We start from the raw sequence: 17,487 nt of genomic DNA on the forward strand, positions 1-17,487 counted from the left end.
TTTTAGGTTAGTATCAAATAAAAAAACCGGTTTATAAACTTAAACCGGTTTTTTTATTTATAAGGATATTAACTTTTTAGAAGCTTTTTTTGTAACCTTTTATTTTTGTTGGATCATAAAGAGAATCATCTGTATTTGCATTAAGTTTTACAGATTTTAAAGTGCTTGTTTCTATTGTCTGTCCATCTTCTATTGACTGAGACTTGAAAGGTATTAAAATTCCTGAAACCTCACGAAAATCAGAGTTTATTTCAACTATACTTCCATTTTCCATTGATTCTTTTACAAGGAGAAAGTCATTTACAGAAATCCACATTTCTGATTTTTCCCCGTACTTAAAGTTTGCTTCAATTTTATAGCATTCAAGGCCTGAAACAGTTTCTTTAGAAATAAAGTTGACTGAAAGAGGTTTTGAGTCCTCATCGTCATCCTCATCTTCTTCCCCTCTAGGAAAAGAGTAAAATTCTCCTTCAGAAGAAAAAGTTGAAACATTTTTTCCGTCATCTATCATTATTGTTTTATGCCCTTTTTTTACCATTGCCGACTCTGGGCTTTCCATAATTGTTGATTCAACCCTGGATTTGTTTTCTTTAATATAAATTTTCCCGCTTATGACTATTCCTCCAGTTATTGACTCATGTTCAAGTATTGCATTTCCAAATTTGTTCTTATTTTTTTTCTCGTTTTTCATATATTGATTGTAAATTTCCATTCCGTTCATTGCCGATGAAAAAGATGGAAAAACCAGTAAAAACATGATGATAGCGGGAAAGAGTTTTTTCATGTTATCTCCTTTTGGGATTTGTATTTTAAAATTAAAAGGAGTTTACAATTTTATTTTAATTTTAGAAATATAATTGTTGAAAAAATATAACCACAGTTTCTAAAGACTGAAGTTTTAAGAACAGATCAAGTTTTAAATTTATAAAATATGGGGATAAAAGGAATTGAACTAGTGATTGGCAGGGATATCTTTTTTTGCCAATCACTGGTTTGATTTGATTATTTACTATTCAAAATTGTTTGTGCAAGGTTGATTATATTTACAGTAAAAAAGCCGAATTTTTTAAGTACAGTGCTTCCCGGGGCAGATGCTCCAAAAGAGTTTATTCCAAGTATTTTTCCTTGATCTCCTGAGTACTTTTCCCATCCTGAGGATGAACCTGCTTCAACCACAAGCCGTTTTTTAATTTTTGAAGGGATAATTTTTTCCTTATAGTCTTTATCCTGTTCTTCAAAAATTTCTTTTGACAAAAGGCTGACCACCCTTATTTTGCTGCCTCTTTTTTCAAGCTCTTTTTTTGCTTCAATGCAAAGATGAACCTCAGAACCTGTTGCTATCATTATAAGATCAGGGTCACCTTCACAATTGTCAACAATATATCCTCCAAGATCAGGCTTGCCCTCCTGATTTGAGCTGTCAAGAACTGGAAGTCCTTGTCTTGAAAGAACTAGAGCTGTTGGGCCTGTTGAATTGTTTATTGCTCTTTCCCAGGCTGTTCTTGTTTCGTTGGCATCAGCAGGCCTTAGAACTGTAAGTCCGGGGATAAGTCTTAAAGACTGAATATGTTCAATTGGCTGGTGAGTTGGTCCGTCTTCGCCTACAGCTATTGAATCATGGGTAAAAACATAGATTACAGGAAGTTTCATTATACTTGCCATTCTTATTGCAGGCTTCATATAATCTGAAAACACAAGAAATGTTCCAGCATAAGGCTTAACTCCTGAGTGAAGAAACATTCCATTAATTATTGCTCCCATTGAATGCTCTCTTATTCCAAATCTTATGTTTCTTCCGTTGTAGCTGTTTTTTGAAAAATCTTTTTCATTTTCAATTTCTGTTTTATTTGAGGGGGCAAGGTCTGCCGAACCACCTATAAGTGTTGGAATTAATTTGGCAATTTGATTTAAAATTATTCCAGAAGCTTTTCTTGTTGCAATTTTTCCATCTTCAGGGGTAAATTTTTTCAGGTTTTTATTCCAATCCCTGTCAAGGAAGCCGGTAATTGCATTTATAAGATTATTTGCTTTTTCTTTGTCTGATTTGTTGAATTCTTGAAATTTTAAATTCCATTGATTTTCGTATTCTTCAAATCGTTTGGCAGTTTTTGTAAAGTAAGTTTTAACTTCTTCAGGAATGAAAAATGGTTCTTCAGATTTCCATCCCAGGGCTTTTTTGGTAATCTTTATTTCTTCTTCCCCAAGGGGAGCTCCGTGTGCTTTTTCTGAACCTTCAAGATTGGGGCTTCCATGGGCAATTTTTGTTTTTATTTTTACAAGGCTTGGCTTATTTTGTTCACTTTTAGCTTTATTTACTGATTTTTCAATAAGATCAAGGTCAGTTCCGTCTGCTACTTCAATAACCTGCCATCCTGCTGCCTCAAATCTTTTTACCACATCTTCTGTAAATGAAAGCTTTGTGCTTCCTTCGATTGTGATTTCGTTGTCATCATAAAGGCAGATGAGTTTTCCAAGCTCAAGGTGGCCGGCAAGAGAGGCGGCTTCATAGGAAATTCCTTCCATCAAGTCTCCGTCTCCGCAGAGTATATAAGTAAAATGATCAATAACTTCAGGGTACTTTGAATTAAGATGGGCTTCAGCCATTGCCATTCCCACTCCATTGGCAAAACCCTGGCCAAGGGGACCTGTTGTTGTTTCAACCCCTGGGGTATGGCCAAATTCTGGATGTCCCGGAGTTTTGCTTCCCCATTTTCTGAATTGCTTGAGATCTTCTATTTCAAGGCCGCCTTTGGAAAGGGCAATAAGTGAATAGAGAAGGGCTGAAGCATGTCCTGCTGAAAGAATAAATCTGTCTCTATTGATCCATGCGGGATTTTTTGGGTTGTGCTTCATTATTTTTGTCCATAGAACAAAGGCTGCGGGAGCCATTCCCATTGGAGCCCCGGGATGCCCGGAATTTGCCTTTTGTACAGTGTCCATGGCAAGTGTTCTTAGTGTATTTACTGCTGTTTCTTCAATATTTAAGCTTAGTTCTGACATTCCCTTCTCCTGAAGTTTATCCGGTGACTGCGATTTTTATTTTCGCTTGTCATCATGAATTTTAATTCAAATTACTTTTCATTTTAAAGGTTTGATTACCTCTAAAATTTTAGATATGCAAGGAAATTTCATGGCTTTTATAAAAGCTACGGCCGTCAAGGCCGTAATCAAATCCCGATGACAAGGTTCAAGAACTTACAAGGCTCTCATATGTTCGGGTTTGAGTTTTACTTTGCCTTTTAAAGCCTTTTCAATAAGTTTTAATGTTTTATCTTTGTCTTCAGGAAGCTTTGCCCTTATGGGAAGGTAATTTGAAGCATGGTTTGCATGAAAAAGACCGTCCATATCTGTGTGTGCAATCATTATTCCAATTTCTTCAAGAAGTTCCTGGGGGCTTAAAATTTTAAACTCTCCCCTTGAGTATTCTTCTTTGTACAAAGGTGTCCCAGGGGTGATCATAAAACTTAGAGCTCCAACAAAATCAGGCTTCATTTCACTTAGAACTTCCCCTGTTCTTTTTGCGTGGATATGGGATCTTTCCTTACTTCCAAGCCCGTTTAAAACAGTTACTGAAAGCTTGATTCCCGCTTCTTTAAGTTTTTTTGCCATTTCAATCATGGTTTTAGTGTCTGCACCCTTGTGCATCTGCTCAAGGATAACATCATCCCCAGATTCAAGGCCCATATATGCAATCTCAATTCCAAGTTCTTTAAGTTCTTTAAGATCTTCAACAGACTTCATTTTTATGCTTTTAGTATTTGCATAGGTTCCGACCCTTTCAATCCAGGGCATTTTTTCCTTTATTCTTTTTAAGATTTTCACCAGCCTTTTCTGGGGAACTATAAGGGCATCTCCATCGCATAAAAACAGTCTTTTAATATGTTGATAGTCCCTTGCAGCTTCATCTATATCAGCAAAAATCACTTCATCTGGTTTTATGGTAAACCTGTTGGTTTTATACATTTCGCAAAATCTGCATTTATTATGTGAGCATCCTACTGTGATCTGGAGAAGAACGCTATATGCTTCGCTGGGTGGTCTGAAAATTGGTTCTACATAATCCATTTAAATATTCCTTTTTTTTATTTTAAATCTGAATTACCCTTTTAATACTGATAGTACTATAGTTAATACATAAATTAAAAATTGCAAAAATTAATTTAAAAAGAAGATGGTTTAGTAACTTATGAATTGTTATATTGAAGATTGTTTTGCCTCTCCTTTAAAGGACATTGAAAAGCTTGAACAAAAATTTTCCCTTGATAGTAAATTTTCAATTCTTCTCATGGAACTTTTGGATTCAGGGGTGGATCCAAAACTTGTTGATGAGCTTAAGATCTGCGGGTTTTACTCTTCTTTTTTTCAAAAGACTTTTTTAATTCCCAGGAATTACTTTGATCTGGAAAAAACAGCAAAGGGTCTTTTTTTAAAAACAGATAAAGCTTCTTTTAATTATATAAAAGAATACCAGGTTTCTTCATATGAAGAATTGAAACTTTTTCTTTTTATTTCAGTACGAAAAGAGCTTGGGAAAATTGCCTTCAGGGATATCCTGGGAAAGGCAAGCCTTGATGAAACCCTGAAAAATCTTTCATTTCTTGCAGACTCCATTGTTAAAAAAGCTGTTAGTTTTCTTCATGAGGATTTGAAAAAAACATACGGGACTCCAAGAAATAGAAATGGTGAAGAACAAAAGCTTATTTCTGTTGCCATGGGGAAACTTGGAGCTTTTGAGCTTAATTTTTCATCAGATATAGATCTTGTTTTTGTTTATCCCCAAAACGGGGAAACAGATTTTAAAAACTCTATAAGTTCAGAAGAGTTTTTTACAAAGCTTGCCAGAAAGTTTGCAGCTCTTTTTAAAGGAGAACTCCCAGGAGAAGATATTTATATTGTTGATTTAAGGCTTAGACCTTTTGGAAGTTCTGGGCCCATTGTAATCAGCATAAAAGCTATTGAGCATTATTATCAGACCCAGGGCAGGGAATGGGAAAGATATGCTCTTATAAAATCAAGGTGCATTACTGGAAGAAAATCAGATATAAACAAGTTTTATAAAAGTATAAAACCTTTTGTTTTCAGGCGTTATCTTGATTATGGAGCTTTTGATTCCATGAGGGAGATGAAACATAAAATTATTTATGAAATCAAAAGAAAAGATAATGAAAACAATTTAAAAAACGGTTTTGGTGGGATCAGAGAAATTGAGTTTTTTGGTCAGATTTTTCAGCTGATCAGAGGGGGGATAGATAAAAGATTCAGGGAAAAAGGGATAATAGAAATTTTAAGGCTGATTGGCCGTGAAGAAGTGATTCCTGAAAATACAGCCAAAGGCCTTGAGAATGCTTATGTTTTTTTGAGAATGGTTGAAAATAGAATTCAGCAGCTTGAAGGAAAGCAGACCCACAATCTTCCTGAAAAAAAATCAGAATTAAAAAAAATTGCCTTTAGTCTTGGATTTGGTTCGCTTGAAGAGTTTGTTTTGAAACTTGATGAGTATAGAAAATATGTACATTCACATTTTATGGCTGTTTTAAAGGATGAATCCGATCTTGAAGAAGATGATGAAAGCTTTTTGTTCAAGGCTTTTTGGGACTCCCCGGAAAAAACTTTTAAAAAATCTCCAGAGTTTCTTTCTGAAGCTGAGTTTGGCTCATCTTCTCATCTTTTAAAAATAATATCTGATTTTAAAAAAGAAGTAGAAAATTCAAGAATAACCAGGGAAACTCTTTTTAGAATCAACAAGCTGATGCCGGTTTTAATAAAAGAAATGGTCAAGGCCGACTTAGGTTCAGGAGCTGTGTCAGGAATTATAGGGCTTGTTTCTGTGATAATAAAAAAAAGCTGCTATCTTTCTCTTCTTTTTGAAAATCCTTCAGCTGTTTATCAGCTTGTAAAATTGTTTGGGCAAAGCTCGTGGGTGGGAAATTACCTTAAAAGGTATCCTGTTTTACTAGATGAGCTTCTTGACTCAAGAACACTTTACTACCCTCCTGAAAAAGACGAGATGTCCCTGATTCTTGATTCAAGGATCAGAGGAGTTGATTTTGGAGACACTGAAAGGCTGCTTGAAACAATCTGCATTTTCAGACAAAGCATGATTTTAAGAATTGCTTCAGCAGAGATTTCGGGTGAATATCCTCTTATGAAAATCAGTGACAGGCTTACAGAGCTTGCAGAGGTTATACTTGAAAGAGTGCTTCAAAAGTCCTGGGTAGAGCTTGTTGGGCGATACGGCTATCCTGAAGATGAGTCTGGGAGAAATCTTTTAAGCCCGGGAATTGCGGTAATTGCCTATGGAAAGCTTGGTGGAATTGAACTTGGCTACGGCTCTGATCTGGATCTTGTTTTTGTTCACAATGATTCAAAAGGTTCAACTTCAGGCCAAAGAAGCATTTCTTCTATTCAGTTTTATACAAGACTTGCTCAAAAGGTCTTGTCTTATTTAAGTGTGAGAACATCTGCTGGAAGAATGTATGAAATTGATCTCAGGTTAAGACCGGGGGGAAATTCAGGTGTGATTATTGCTCCTTTCAAGGCTTTTTCAGAATATTTTTATTCAAAAGCGTGGACTTTTGAGCATCAGGCTTTTGTTAAGGCAAGAATGGTTTTTGGATATGAAAAAGCTGAGCAGGAATTTTTTAAACTTCGGGAAAATATTCTTGGTATAAAAAGGGATGAAAGGGAGTTGAAAAATGAAATCAAGGAGATGAGACAAAAAATTTTAAAAACCCATGGGTCAGGTAAAAAAGACGTTTTTAATCTGAAATACGATCAAGGTGCCATGATGGATATTGAGTTTCTTGTCCAGTATCTGGTTTTAAAAAATTCCCATAAAAATAAAAATATTGGTGCTTTTACAGATATTGTAAGAATTCTTTCTTCTCTTGAAAGGGAAAAGATTATATCCCGTAAAGAGGCTTCTTTTTTAAGGCAGGCTTATCTTGTCTACAGGTCTATGGGACATAAGCTTGATTTGATGGAAGCAAAGCCTGAATTGGAAAATGGAAGGTTTGATGAATTAAGAAAAGGTGTAAGGTCTCTCTGGGAAAATCACCTTGAATAATTGGTTTTCACTAAGATATTCTTGTAATTTAAAAATTAATATTTATTCTGTTTGATTCTGGATAAATATATTTAAAAGATTGGAAGTTTGTTGTTTTTGTGATTGAGGTTTGATTTTTCCAGTCTTTATTAAGATACTCTTCTATAAGATAATTTACTAAAATATTTGGAAATATCTAGATGAAAATTAAAACTCTTGCCAGTGAGCTTAGTGAAAAAAAAGAAAAGCTTTCTGAAGTTTTTCTTAATTCAGGAGAAGAAAGTTTTAATAAAAATCTTTCAGAGCTTTATGATGAGTATTTTGTAAAAAGTTTAGAATATATTCTTGAAAATTCAACTCTTTTTACCAACCCCTTTGCCCTTGTTGCTTTAGGCGGCTATGGAAGACAAGAGCAGGCTCCCCATTCGGATATTGATCTTCTTTTTTTGTTTGAAAATTCTCCTCAAGAAGATGAGGCTGAGAAAATAGTAAGACAAATTCTTTATCCCCTCTGGGATTACAAGTTTACCATAGGATATTCCACAAGAACTATTTCAACTTGTATCAAAGAGGCGAAGTCTGATCTTTTCAACTTCACATCAATGCTTGATTCCAGGTTTATTTGTGGGTGTTCTTCTCTTTATTTCAAGTTTGCTGAAAAGTTCAGAGCTTACATTTCCAAATCTCCAAAAAAGTTTATAGAAAAAATAATTCTTCAATCAGAAAAAAGGCATAATGAATATGGAAATTCAGAATATCTTCTTGAGCCGGATATTAAAAACGGAATGGGAGGACTTAGGGATTATCATACCATCAGATGGATAGGTAAAATTAATTTTAATCTTAATGAACTCAAGGATTTTCAGTACCAAGGATATCTTTCAGAATCGGAATATCCCGAATTTATAGAGTCCCTTGAATTTATAACCAGGGTAAGAAATCATCTTCATTTTTTAACAAAAAGAAACTCAGATAAGCTTCATTTTGATCATCAGCTTAAAATTGCTTCAAGGCTTGGGGTTATAGGAAAAGACGGAAAAACCCCAGTGGAAAGTTTTTTAGGGGAGCTTCATTTGAGAATGAATTTTTTAAAAGAAATTGTGCTGATGATTCAAAATGAAATCGGAAGACCAAAAAAACTTGGTATTAAAAGAGTTTATAAAAAACTAACCAAAGTTGAAGGCCTCGAAATAAAAAACAATCTTTTAGGCTTTAAAAATTCAAAAGCAATAATAAAAGATCCTTCTCTTTTAATTGAAATTTTCAAAGTAAGCGGGCTTAAAAAAGTTCCTCTTAATTCAGAATCAAAAAGACTTGTCCATGATTTTGGTTATCTTGTTGATGATCAATTCAGAAAAAATCAAAAAAATATCAGGGCTTTTGAAAAAACACTCACTATTCCTTATACGGAAAATCATCCCCTTGATTCAATGCTTAATACAGGAATGCTTTCTTATATGATTTCTGAATTTAAAGAAATTACAAATAGAATTGAATACAATGATTACCATATTTATTCGGTTGGAAGGCATAGTATAAGGGCAGTCCAGTCTGTTCAAAGGCTTATTTCAGATAAGGAAGGCCTTAAAAACTCAGATCTTTACTCATCAGTTTATTCAGAGATCAGGCCAAAAAGAGTGTTTTTGTGGGCAGTTTTTCTCCATGATATTGGAAAAGGGCAAAAAGGCGAAGATCATAGTATCTCAGGGGCAAGAACAGCAAAAAAAATTCTTAAACGTTTTGGAATAAAAAAAGAATATATAGACACTATTTCTTTTTTAATAGAAAATCATCTTTATCTTGTAAAAACAGCCACAAGAAGAGATATTTTTGATGAAGAAACAATAATAGCCTGTGCAGTAAAAACAAAAACTGCCATCCAACTTAAAATGCTTTATTTGCTCACTCTGGCTGATTCAATGGCAACAGGGCCAAAGGCCTGGACAGAGTGGAATGAAAGCCTTGTAACTTCACTTTTTTTAAAAACACTAAGAGTGTTGGAAAATGGAAGCCTTTCAGCTCCCAATGCAATTTATCATCTTGAAAAAAAAGCAGGAGAAATAACAAGCTCTTTAAAAAAAATCACAGAAAATGCCGAAGATATTGTGGCAGGAATGCCTCCCACATATATATTTGAACTTTCAAATTCAGATATCTTAGTTCACTCACAGCTTTATATAAAACTTTTAAAATCAGATCGTTTATTTGTAATGGAAGTGGAAAAAAATAAAGACTCAGGTTTAAGAAGGGTATTTTTCTGTGCTAAGGACAGGCCGGGTTTTTTTTCAAATGCAGCAGGAGTATTTACAATAAACAATATGGATATCCTTGATTCAAGGGCTTTTGGCTGGAAAAATTCCATTGCCTTAAGTATTTTTACGGTAACAGCCCCACTTGATACTGTTTATGAATCAGAAATCTGGGATAAAACAAGACAAGATCTTGAAAAGGCTCTTGAAAATGAGATTGACTTAAAATCGGCAGTAAAATCCAGAAAACAGGGTTTTTTTAAAAAAAATATTTTTAATTCAAAAGATTATGTAAAAATAGACAATGACTCCTCAAGTTTTTATTCAATAATTGAAGTTCACACCAAAGATTATCCAGGTCTTTTGTTTGAGCTTACAAACCTTTTGTTCAGATTTGGCATTGATATAAAAAATGCAAAAATTGGAACTAAGGTTTTGCAGGTAGTTGATGTGTTTTATGTAAGCTCCATAAAAGAGGGCGGTAAGCTTTCTAAAGAAAAGTGTGAAAAATTAAGGATTGAAATTTTAAAGGAATTATCAAAAATCAGGGAGGAAGATTATGAAGAAAATTGAAGCGATAATCAAACCTTTTAAAGTCGATGATGTAAAAGAAGCTCTTAATGAAATAGGGATTGAGGGGATGACTGTAAGTGAGGTAAAGGGCTATGGAAGACAAAAAGGACACAAGGAAATTTATAGGGGGGCAGAATATGTGGTTGACTTTGTTCCCAAGGTCAAAATTGAAGTTGCTTTAAGGGCGGACAGGGCGGAAGAAGCAGTGAGAATAATAAGGGAGGCTGCAAAAACCGACAATATAGGAGATGGCAAAATTTTTGTTTCTAATCTTGAAAGGGTTGTAAGAATCAGAACAGGTGAAATAGATGAAGACGCTTTGTAGTTGGAATCTTTCAAAGTTTGATCTTTTGCAAATTGTCAATTATTCAGTGATTTGGTAAAAAATAAATTTATCTTTAGTCAGTGTGATAAAAATTAAGCATTTTCATGATAAAGTTTTGACTGCCGGCTTAGAAATAGATAAAAAAGACTTTGGTTCTTCATCTGAAAAAAATAAAGAACCACAAACAAAGACAAGGTTGACCTGATATTTTTGTACGGTGAAAGTAATTATAGAAAACAAGGAGATTTTAAATGACACCAACTCAGGTGTTGGAATTTGCCAGAGAAAAAGGGGTAAGGGTAGTAGATATAAGATTTATGGATTTTCCGGGAATCTGGCAGCATTTCTCGGTGCCTTTAGCTGAGCTTGATGAAGGAAGTTTTGAAGACGGATTTGGATTTGACGGGGCAAGCCTGAGAGGATGGAGGGCAATTCATGAAAGTGATATGATAGTGATTCCTGATCCATCAACAGCAAAAATTGATCCTTTTTTTGAGCATCCCACTCTTGTTCTTATAGGAAATATTGCAGATCCCATAACCCACGAACCCTATGATAAGGATCCAAGATATATTGCCCGGAAAGCAGAAGCTTTTCTCAAAAGTACAGGAATAGGTGATCTTTGTTTTATTGGTCCTGAACCCGAGTTTTTTATTTTTGACGATGTAAGATATTCAAGTGAGGCTCATAATAGTTTTTTTTCAATTGATTCAGTTGAGGCAACTTGGAATACAGGCAGGGAAGAATTTCCCAATCTTGGCTACAAGCCAAGAAATAAAGAAGGTTATATACCTGTTCCTCCATCAGACAAACTTCATGACTTAAGAAGTTCAATGATGCTTGCTTTAGAAGATATTGGAATAGAGATGGAATGCCATCATCATGAAATTGCTACAGCAGGTCAAAGTGAAATAGACATGAGGTTTAAGCCTCTTCTTGAAATGGGTGATCAGCTTGTATGGTTTAAGTATATAATAAAAAATATGGCATACCTGAATGGCCGTTCTGCTACATTTATGCCCAAGCCTATTTTTGATCACAGTGGTTCTGGAATGCATATTCACGCGAGTATATGGAAAGAGGGGAAGCCTTTATTTGCAGGAGATTTATATGCAGGTATATCCCAGGAAGCTCTTTATGCAATCGGTGGTATTTTAAAGCATTGCGGGGCTTTGTGTGCAATAACAAACCCTACAACAAATTCATATAAAAGACTTGTTCCTGGACATTCAGCGCCTGTTAATCTTGCATATTCAAGCAGTAATAGAAGTGCAGCTGTGCGAATTCCAATGTATGCAACTTCACCAAAGTCAAAAAGGCTTGAGTTTAGAACTCCAGACCCTTCTTGCAACGGATATATGGCGTTCTCAGCTATTTTAATGGCGATGATTGACGGAATTGAAAACAGAATAGATCCAGGAGATCCTCTTGATAAAAATATTTATGATCTTCCTTCTGAAGAATTAGCTCAGATTCCTTCTGCCCCTGCTTCTTTGGATGAAGCTCTTGATTGTCTTGAAAAAGACAATGAGTTTCTTTTAAAAGGGGGAGTTTTTACAGAGGATGTGATAAAAACCTGGATAGATTATAAGCGGGAAAAAGAAATAAAAGCTGTTAATTTACGACCTCACCCCCATGAGTACATGCTTTACTACGATGTTTAATAAGGAGTTGGGTGATTTTTAAGTTTTTTCCTGGAAAATTTGATTTATCTCAGCATTGATTTGCGGCCGATGGGATTTAAGATTAGAAAATTAATTTATTTAAAATTATAAAAATCAGGAAAAACTAATGATTACAGCCTTAGCTGCTCTTTTTTTAGGTTTGATTCTACTTTTGTGGGGTGCAGACAAGTTTGTTGAAGGAGCTTCAGGAGTAGCTGAATATTTAGGGGTAAGTCCTTTTCTCATAGGTATTTTAATTGTAGGATTTGGAACATCTGCCCCTGAACTGGTAGTTTCATTTACAGCTGCATTGAATAAAAGCACCTCAATTGCAATCGGCAATGCCTACGGCTCAAACATTGTTAATATTGGGCTTATACTTGGAATTACAGCTTTGATAAAACCTGTGAAGGTTAGAGCAGGTGTACTTAAAAAAGAGATTCCCATTCTTTTTGCAATCACATGTTTTTCATATCTTCTTATTGCAGACAGCAGAATATCAAGGATAGAAGGTTTTATCCTTTTGATTCTTTTTTTTGTTTTGATGGGTTGGAGTGTTTTTCAGGACAGAAAAAAAAGAAGGAATAATTTTGACCTTGAAATAAAAGAGTCTTTGGAACTAGTCAAAGTCAGTTTAAAATCATCTGTATTTTATACAATAATTGGGCTTTTGCTTTTGGTTGTTTCTTCAAAGCTTCTTGTTTTTGGTGCGGTTTTTTTTGCAAAAAAGGCAGGAATAAGCGAGCTTGTAATTGGATTAACAATAATTGCTCTTGGGACATCTCTTCCTGAACTTGCATCGTCTTCAGCAGCGGCTTTCAAGGGAAAAAATGATATTGCCCTTGGAAATATAATAGGTTCAAATCTTTTTAATACCCTTGCAGTCACAGGACTTGCCTTTTCAGTTTATCCTTCTAGTTTCCCGAAAGTCTTGGTGAGCCGTGACTTTATGTTTATGCTTTTTTTGACTGCAATGATTTTTGTTACCGGGTTTGGTTTTAAAAAGCAGGGAGAAATAAACAGGATTAAAGGTTCTTTTTTAATTGGTGTTTATATTTTATATCTTTCTATTCTTGTTTTGAAATGAACAAAAGGCTTACAAAAATTTTAAAGGATTTTTATGAAGAAAACTCTTCTTATTATTTTTATAATTTTATTAAGTGTTAATGTTTTTTCTGAAGACTCACAATTTTCTTATGATGAAAACTATTTTATCGATCATTTTGAACAGGTGCTTGAAGGTGCAAAAAAAACAAAAACAGCTTATTCTGGTGACTTTGAAATTGAGAAAAAAGCCTATGACGAGTTAAAAAAACAAGTTGATGGTTATCTTGAAAAAATAGATATTTATAAAAATCTTTTAATCCTTCCTGATGTGAGCATTTCTGTTCTTGAAAAAAGTTTTAATGAGATAAATGTTCAATTATCAACAATAAATTCAAGAATTTCAGCTCTTAAATCCAGGCTTGACAAAATTGAAGAACAGCTTGTTTCTGTTGAAGATAAAATTAGATTCAGTTCGGAAATTATCAAAAGCAGATCAAAAGATAATAAGGACAACCTCTATATTGAAGAAATAAAAAACTACAACTCAATTTTGCAGGAACAAAAAAAACTTTTACTCTCAGTAAAAAACTTTATTAATTCAAGAGTCAAGCTCCAAGAATCTCTTTATTCTTCTCTTGGGGATTTGCAGCTGATTTTTGAAAAAGATATTAAAGATAAAAAAGATGTAATTTTATTCCAAAAAGAAGAAATTTCACTAAAAATTTTTTCTTTTAAAGTTATTTACAATGATTTTATAAAAATTTTTGAAATTTTTTCATCATATTTTACCCATTCTACTTTATTAAAAAAACAAAATCTTTTGAAAGAGCATCTTAATACTGGTCATTTTGTGGCTGTTTTTGCTTTTTTAATTTTAGCTGTCTTTTTTTTAAGCATAAGAAAATATTTATTAAAAAATGAAAAATACAAAAGTTTAAAGCAGATGCAGTGCGGTTATCCTCTTGATCTTATTGAAAGCTCTATGTTTTTAATTCTTCTTCTTTTTTTGGTTGAGGTTTTCATCAGATCAAAACTCTACATTGTTTTTCCAGATGTTTTAAAGTTTTTAAGGGGTTTTACCCTTGTATTACTTTTTACAAGATTAGGCTCTGTTTCCCTACGGCTCATTTCATTGAAAACTAATGTTTTTTATGTGATGTCTTTATTTGGGTGGAGAAATTTTTTAGTATGGGGAGTAAGGTTTTATGCACTGATTTATCTAGGCTTAAGCAGTTTTGCTTCCTTTGAAAACACAATCCTCCTTGCCTTGAGAGTTGTATTTGAGCTTTTTTTGTGCATAGTTGTATTTTTATTTTGGTTTGTATGTAAAAGGTCTGAAAAATATAAAGAAAATCATCCATCTAAAGTTATTGAATGGTGGTCTAAAGGGATTGTTGTTTCAGGTCTTTTACTTGAAGTTGCGGGATTTAGATATTTGACTTCCTGGTGGTTTATTTCATGGGGGAAAACTATAATACTTATTTGTGTTGTTTTTATTTTTTATCAAGCACTTGAAAGTTTGAGAAAGCAAATCCATGAAAATAAACCCGATGAAGATGTTGAAAAAGAGGGTGATAAAAGTTCCTACTACTGGCTTTTTTCAAAGGGAGCCTATTTTCTTATAGTTTGTTTTTTTATTTCAGGAATTGCATTTGCCTGGGGAAAAGGAGAGTCTTTTCTTGATTGGATTTTTGTTCTTTTCAGTAAAAAATATATAATAGGAAAAATAGAACTTAGTTTTGCAGGTTTTTTTTATTCAGGTGTAGTAGTTTTTTTAACCTATATATTTACCGCTTTCTGGAAAAAAATGATGAAAGAATATTTTTTTAAGGAAAGTGGATTATCTGAAGGGGTAAAAGATTCAATAACAACAATTTCTGTATATCTTGTCTGGACTGCCGGTATCTTAATAAGCTTCAGTGTTCTGGGATTTAATTCAACCTCCATGGTCTTTGGTTTTGGTGCCCTTGGTATTGGTCTTGGTTTTGGGCTCCAAAATATATTTAATAATTTTATAAGCGGGCTCATTCTTTTATTTGAAAGACCTATTCAGGTTGGAGATGTTGTTGAAGTAGGGGGAGTTTGGGGCGAAGTTGTTAAAATAAATGTAAGATCAACTCTTGTGCAAACCTATACCCATTCATCTCTGATTATCCCAAACTCAGAATTTATAAGTGCCCAGGTAATAAACTGGAGTCATAGGGATCCTTTTATCAGAAGGGATCTGAATGCCAGGGTTTCATACTCATCAGATACTGCACTTGTGGAGAAGGTTCTTCTTCAAGCGGCAAATAAGGTGCCGGAAATAAGGCTTTATCCAAAAAAACCAATAGTTCAGTTTATAGCTTTTGGTGAAAGTGGAATGGAGTTCAGGGTAAGATTTTGGTCAACAATTGATGATTTTCTTGTTGCGGAAAGTAAGCTTAGGTTTGCGATTGCAAAAATTTTCAAAGAAAATAACATTGAAATTCCTATTCCTAAAAGAGACATTTACATAAAGTCAGACTCAGTTGGAGATCTGGCTGAAGTTTATGTTGACCAACAGGTCCCATAAATTCAAACTGCTGAATTGATTTAAGAAATGCTGAGCAAGGAACTGATAATTTAATTGAAAAATTTCCAGGTTTGCCTTGTAGATGTGGCAAAATTGGAAATTCAGCAGGGTTTTATAGGTTGATCTAATAGCCTGAAATTCATTGTAATTGCTTAATTTGAAAATATGAAACCCTTAATTAATTTAGGTTGTAGTTTCTTCGTTTAAGTTCAAGGCAGGTTTGGTTGAAGACTGCTTTTTTTTAAATATACTTTCTTTTTTATAAGTTTTTATTCTTGAGGCTGCTTCAGCCAATGCAGGCTCAATAGATTCAAAAACATTGTTTACTCCTATTTTGTCAATTATTTTACTGGCCTTTAAGATTCTTTCAACCTGAGGCTGCATCCCTGTAATAAAAATTGATGTTTTATCTTTTTGAGTTTTTTCGATCATTTCTTCAAATGCCCTAATTCCGGTAGCATCTATTGCAGGTACATGACCCATTCTTATCAAAAGAACTTTTGGTTTTTCTGTTACTATTTTTAAAGTATCTTTGAATTTGTTGGCAGCTCCAAAGAAAAAAGGTCCGTGTATTTCAAAAACAAAAACTCCTTTTGGTATGTTTTTCTTATTAATTTGCTGAAAGTCAGGTCTTTTTAATGTGCGCATATCCTTTTCAGAAGAAATGGATTTAAAGTGAGTAACCTCTGTCATTCTTTTCATAAAAAGAAAAGTAGATAAAATAAGTCCTACTAATATTGCAGTGGTAAGATCAAAAAAGATTGTTGTAAAAAATGTTGAAAGCAAAACAGCAACATCTGATTTTGGTGAACGAAAGAGCCTTATAAAATATGAGATATTACTCATATGATAAGCTACAATGATAAGAATTGCAGAAAGAGCTGCAAGGGGTATAAAAGCTACTAGCTTTCCTAGAAAAAGTAGGGTGCATAAAAGTACAAAGGAATGAAAAATTCCTGAAAGAGGAGTTCTTCCTCCATTTTTTATATTTGTGGCTGTCCTTGCAATAGCACCTGTAGCAGGAATCCCCCCGAAAATTGGAGACGCAATATTGGCAATTCCCTGGGCAATAAGTTCTTTGTTTGAATTATGTCTTTCTCCTGTCATTCCGTCTGCAACAACGGCTGAGAGGAGGGATTCTATTGCTCCAAGCATTGCAATTGTAAATGCTGGCATAATGAGTTCTGTTATTGGTATCTTTGTGAAATCAAAAACAGGAATTGCCGGCATGGGAAACCCCGAGGCTAGTTCACCAAACCTACTGCCAATTGTTGGGGTATTGATATTGAAAATTGCTACAATTAAAGAGGTTGCAATAATTGCAATCACTGAACCAGGGATGATTTTGTTGTAATTTTGCCAGACAATGATGAGAATTATGGAAAATATCCCTATAAAAGCAGTTGCTGGATTAATATAAGATGAAAAATTTAAGACATTATTTAAATTGAATCCTGAGTCTGGGATGGTTATTCCAAAAAAATCATTAAGCTGGCTAAAGGCTATTATCACAGCTATTCCTGAAGTAAACCCTATTGTTAAAGGGTATGGAATATATTTTATTACAGAACCTAATTTGAAAACTCCAAAAGCAATGAGCATTATTCCTGCCATTAAGGTTGAAATGGCCAGGCCTGAGTAGCCATATTTCTGGACAATTCCTAAAATGATTATAATAAAAGCACCTGTGGGCCCTCCTATTTGAACTTTGGAGCCTCCAAATGCTGAAATTATAAAACCTGCGACAATCGCAGTATAAATTCCTTGTTCAGGCTTTAGACCTGATGCTATGGCAAATGCAATTGCCAGTGGAAGTGCAACAATTCCTACGATAAAGCCTGATGTGAGCTCATTTGAAATTTCTTTGAAGCTCAGGCTTCCTTTTATGTTGATAGATTTAAAAAAATTGAAAATAGCAAGCATGCAATATCCTCCGCCATTAAAAAGTTAGTTGTTAATGGAATTAGATATCAAGTGGTCATTCGTCTTTCTTTCTGAGGGATAAGTCGAGCCAGATGATAGTATCTTAA

The 17,487-nt window shown here is 34.1% G+C and carries 10 protein-coding genes; 6 read left to right on the plus strand and 4 right to left on the minus strand.

Going from position 1 to position 17,487, the window contains the following annotated elements; genetic code table 11:
- Positions 1–76 precede the first annotated feature (76 nt).
- From RBR53_04565 to RBR53_04575, 3 genes are all read right to left on the minus strand, one after another.
- A complete protein-coding gene (locus RBR53_04565) occupies positions 77–784 on the minus strand; it encodes a hypothetical protein (protein MDY0131923.1) in 708 nt (235 codons plus the stop codon).
- 218 nt (positions 785–1,002) lie between these two features.
- Positions 1,003–3,000 (minus strand): transketolase, encoded by a 1,998-nt coding sequence (gene tkt / locus RBR53_04570; protein ID MDY0131924.1) that lies wholly within the window; start codon positions 2,998–3,000, stop codon positions 1,003–1,005.
- Between the two features lie 195 nt (positions 3,001–3,195).
- Entirely contained in the window at positions 3,196–4,065 is an 870-nt protein-coding gene (locus RBR53_04575) for a radical SAM protein (GenBank protein ID MDY0131925.1), read from the minus strand.
- A gap of 121 nt (positions 4,066–4,186) precedes the next feature.
- Here RBR53_04575 and glnE point away from each other — a divergent pair, with 121 nt between their 5' ends.
- The 6 genes from glnE (at position 4,187) to RBR53_04605 (ending at position 15,457) form a co-directional block, all read left to right on the plus strand.
- The gene (glnE, locus tag RBR53_04580; protein MDY0131926.1) at positions 4,187–7,066 is read left to right on the plus strand and encodes a bifunctional [glutamate--ammonia ligase]-adenylyl-L-tyrosine phosphorylase/[glutamate--ammonia-ligase] adenylyltransferase; all 2,880 of its coding nucleotides are present in this window, start codon (positions 4,187–4,189) and stop codon (positions 7,064–7,066) included.
- Positions 7,067–7,245: 179 nt separating this feature from the next.
- Positions 7,246–9,867 carry a [protein-PII] uridylyltransferase gene (gene glnD / locus RBR53_04585; GenBank protein MDY0131927.1) on the plus strand — a complete coding sequence of 874 codons (2,622 nt, stop codon included), beginning with the start codon at positions 7,246–7,248 and terminating at the stop codon, positions 9,865–9,867.
- A complete protein-coding gene (locus RBR53_04590) occupies positions 9,854–10,192 on the plus strand; it encodes a P-II family nitrogen regulator (protein ID MDY0131928.1) in 339 nt (112 codons plus the stop codon). The genes glnD and RBR53_04590 overlap by 14 nt, the downstream gene beginning before the upstream one ends.
- A gap of 251 nt (positions 10,193–10,443) precedes the next feature.
- Entirely contained in the window at positions 10,444–11,856 is a 1,413-nt protein-coding gene (glnA, locus tag RBR53_04595; GenBank protein ID MDY0131929.1) for a type I glutamate--ammonia ligase, read from the plus strand.
- Between the two features lie 127 nt (positions 11,857–11,983).
- Positions 11,984–12,943 carry a calcium/sodium antiporter gene (locus tag RBR53_04600; protein MDY0131930.1) on the plus strand — a complete coding sequence of 320 codons (960 nt, stop codon included), beginning with the start codon at positions 11,984–11,986 and terminating at the stop codon, positions 12,941–12,943.
- Between the two features lie 33 nt (positions 12,944–12,976).
- Positions 12,977–15,457: a mechanosensitive ion channel gene (locus RBR53_04605; GenBank protein ID MDY0131931.1), complete on the plus strand. Its 2,481-nt coding sequence runs from the start codon at positions 12,977–12,979 to the stop codon at positions 15,455–15,457.
- A gap of 183 nt (positions 15,458–15,640) precedes the next feature.
- Here RBR53_04605 and RBR53_04610 read toward each other — a convergent pair whose 3' ends face one another.
- On the minus strand, positions 15,641–17,380 hold the full coding sequence (locus RBR53_04610; protein ID MDY0131932.1) for a SulP family inorganic anion transporter: 1,740 nt from the start codon (positions 17,378–17,380) through the stop codon (positions 15,641–15,643).
- Positions 17,381–17,487 lie beyond the last annotated feature (107 nt).

This window comes from Desulforegulaceae bacterium, assembly GCA_034006035.1.
GTDB lineage: Bacteria > Desulfobacterota > Desulfobacteria > Desulfobacterales > JACKCP01 > JACKCP01.

What these genes read in the sequence shown, in the direction of transcription:
- RBR53_04565 (MDY0131923.1), bottom strand. Translation starts at nt 784, where the DNA reads ATGAAAAAACTCTTTCCCGCTATCATCATGTTTTTACTGGTTTTTCCA.
- tkt (MDY0131924.1), bottom strand. Translation starts at nt 3,000, where the DNA reads ATGTCAGAACTAAGCTTAAATATTGAAGAAACAGCAGTAAATACACTA.
- RBR53_04575 (MDY0131925.1), bottom strand. Translation starts at nt 4,065, where the DNA reads ATGGATTATGTAGAACCAATTTTCAGACCACCCAGCGAAGCATATAGC.
- glnE (MDY0131926.1), top strand. Translation starts at nt 4,187, where the DNA reads ATGAATTGTTATATTGAAGATTGTTTTGCCTCTCCTTTAAAGGACATT.
- glnD (MDY0131927.1), top strand. Translation starts at nt 7,246, where the DNA reads ATGAAAATTAAAACTCTTGCCAGTGAGCTTAGTGAAAAAAAAGAAAAG.
- RBR53_04590 (MDY0131928.1), top strand. Translation starts at nt 9,854, where the DNA reads ATGAAGAAAATTGAAGCGATAATCAAACCTTTTAAAGTCGATGATGTA.
- glnA (MDY0131929.1), top strand. Translation starts at nt 10,444, where the DNA reads ATGACACCAACTCAGGTGTTGGAATTTGCCAGAGAAAAAGGGGTAAGG.
- RBR53_04600 (MDY0131930.1), top strand. Translation starts at nt 11,984, where the DNA reads ATGATTACAGCCTTAGCTGCTCTTTTTTTAGGTTTGATTCTACTTTTG.
- RBR53_04605 (MDY0131931.1), top strand. Translation starts at nt 12,977, where the DNA reads ATGAAGAAAACTCTTCTTATTATTTTTATAATTTTATTAAGTGTTAAT.
- RBR53_04610 (MDY0131932.1), bottom strand. Translation starts at nt 17,380, where the DNA reads ATGCTTGCTATTTTCAATTTTTTTAAATCTATCAACATAAAAGGAAGC.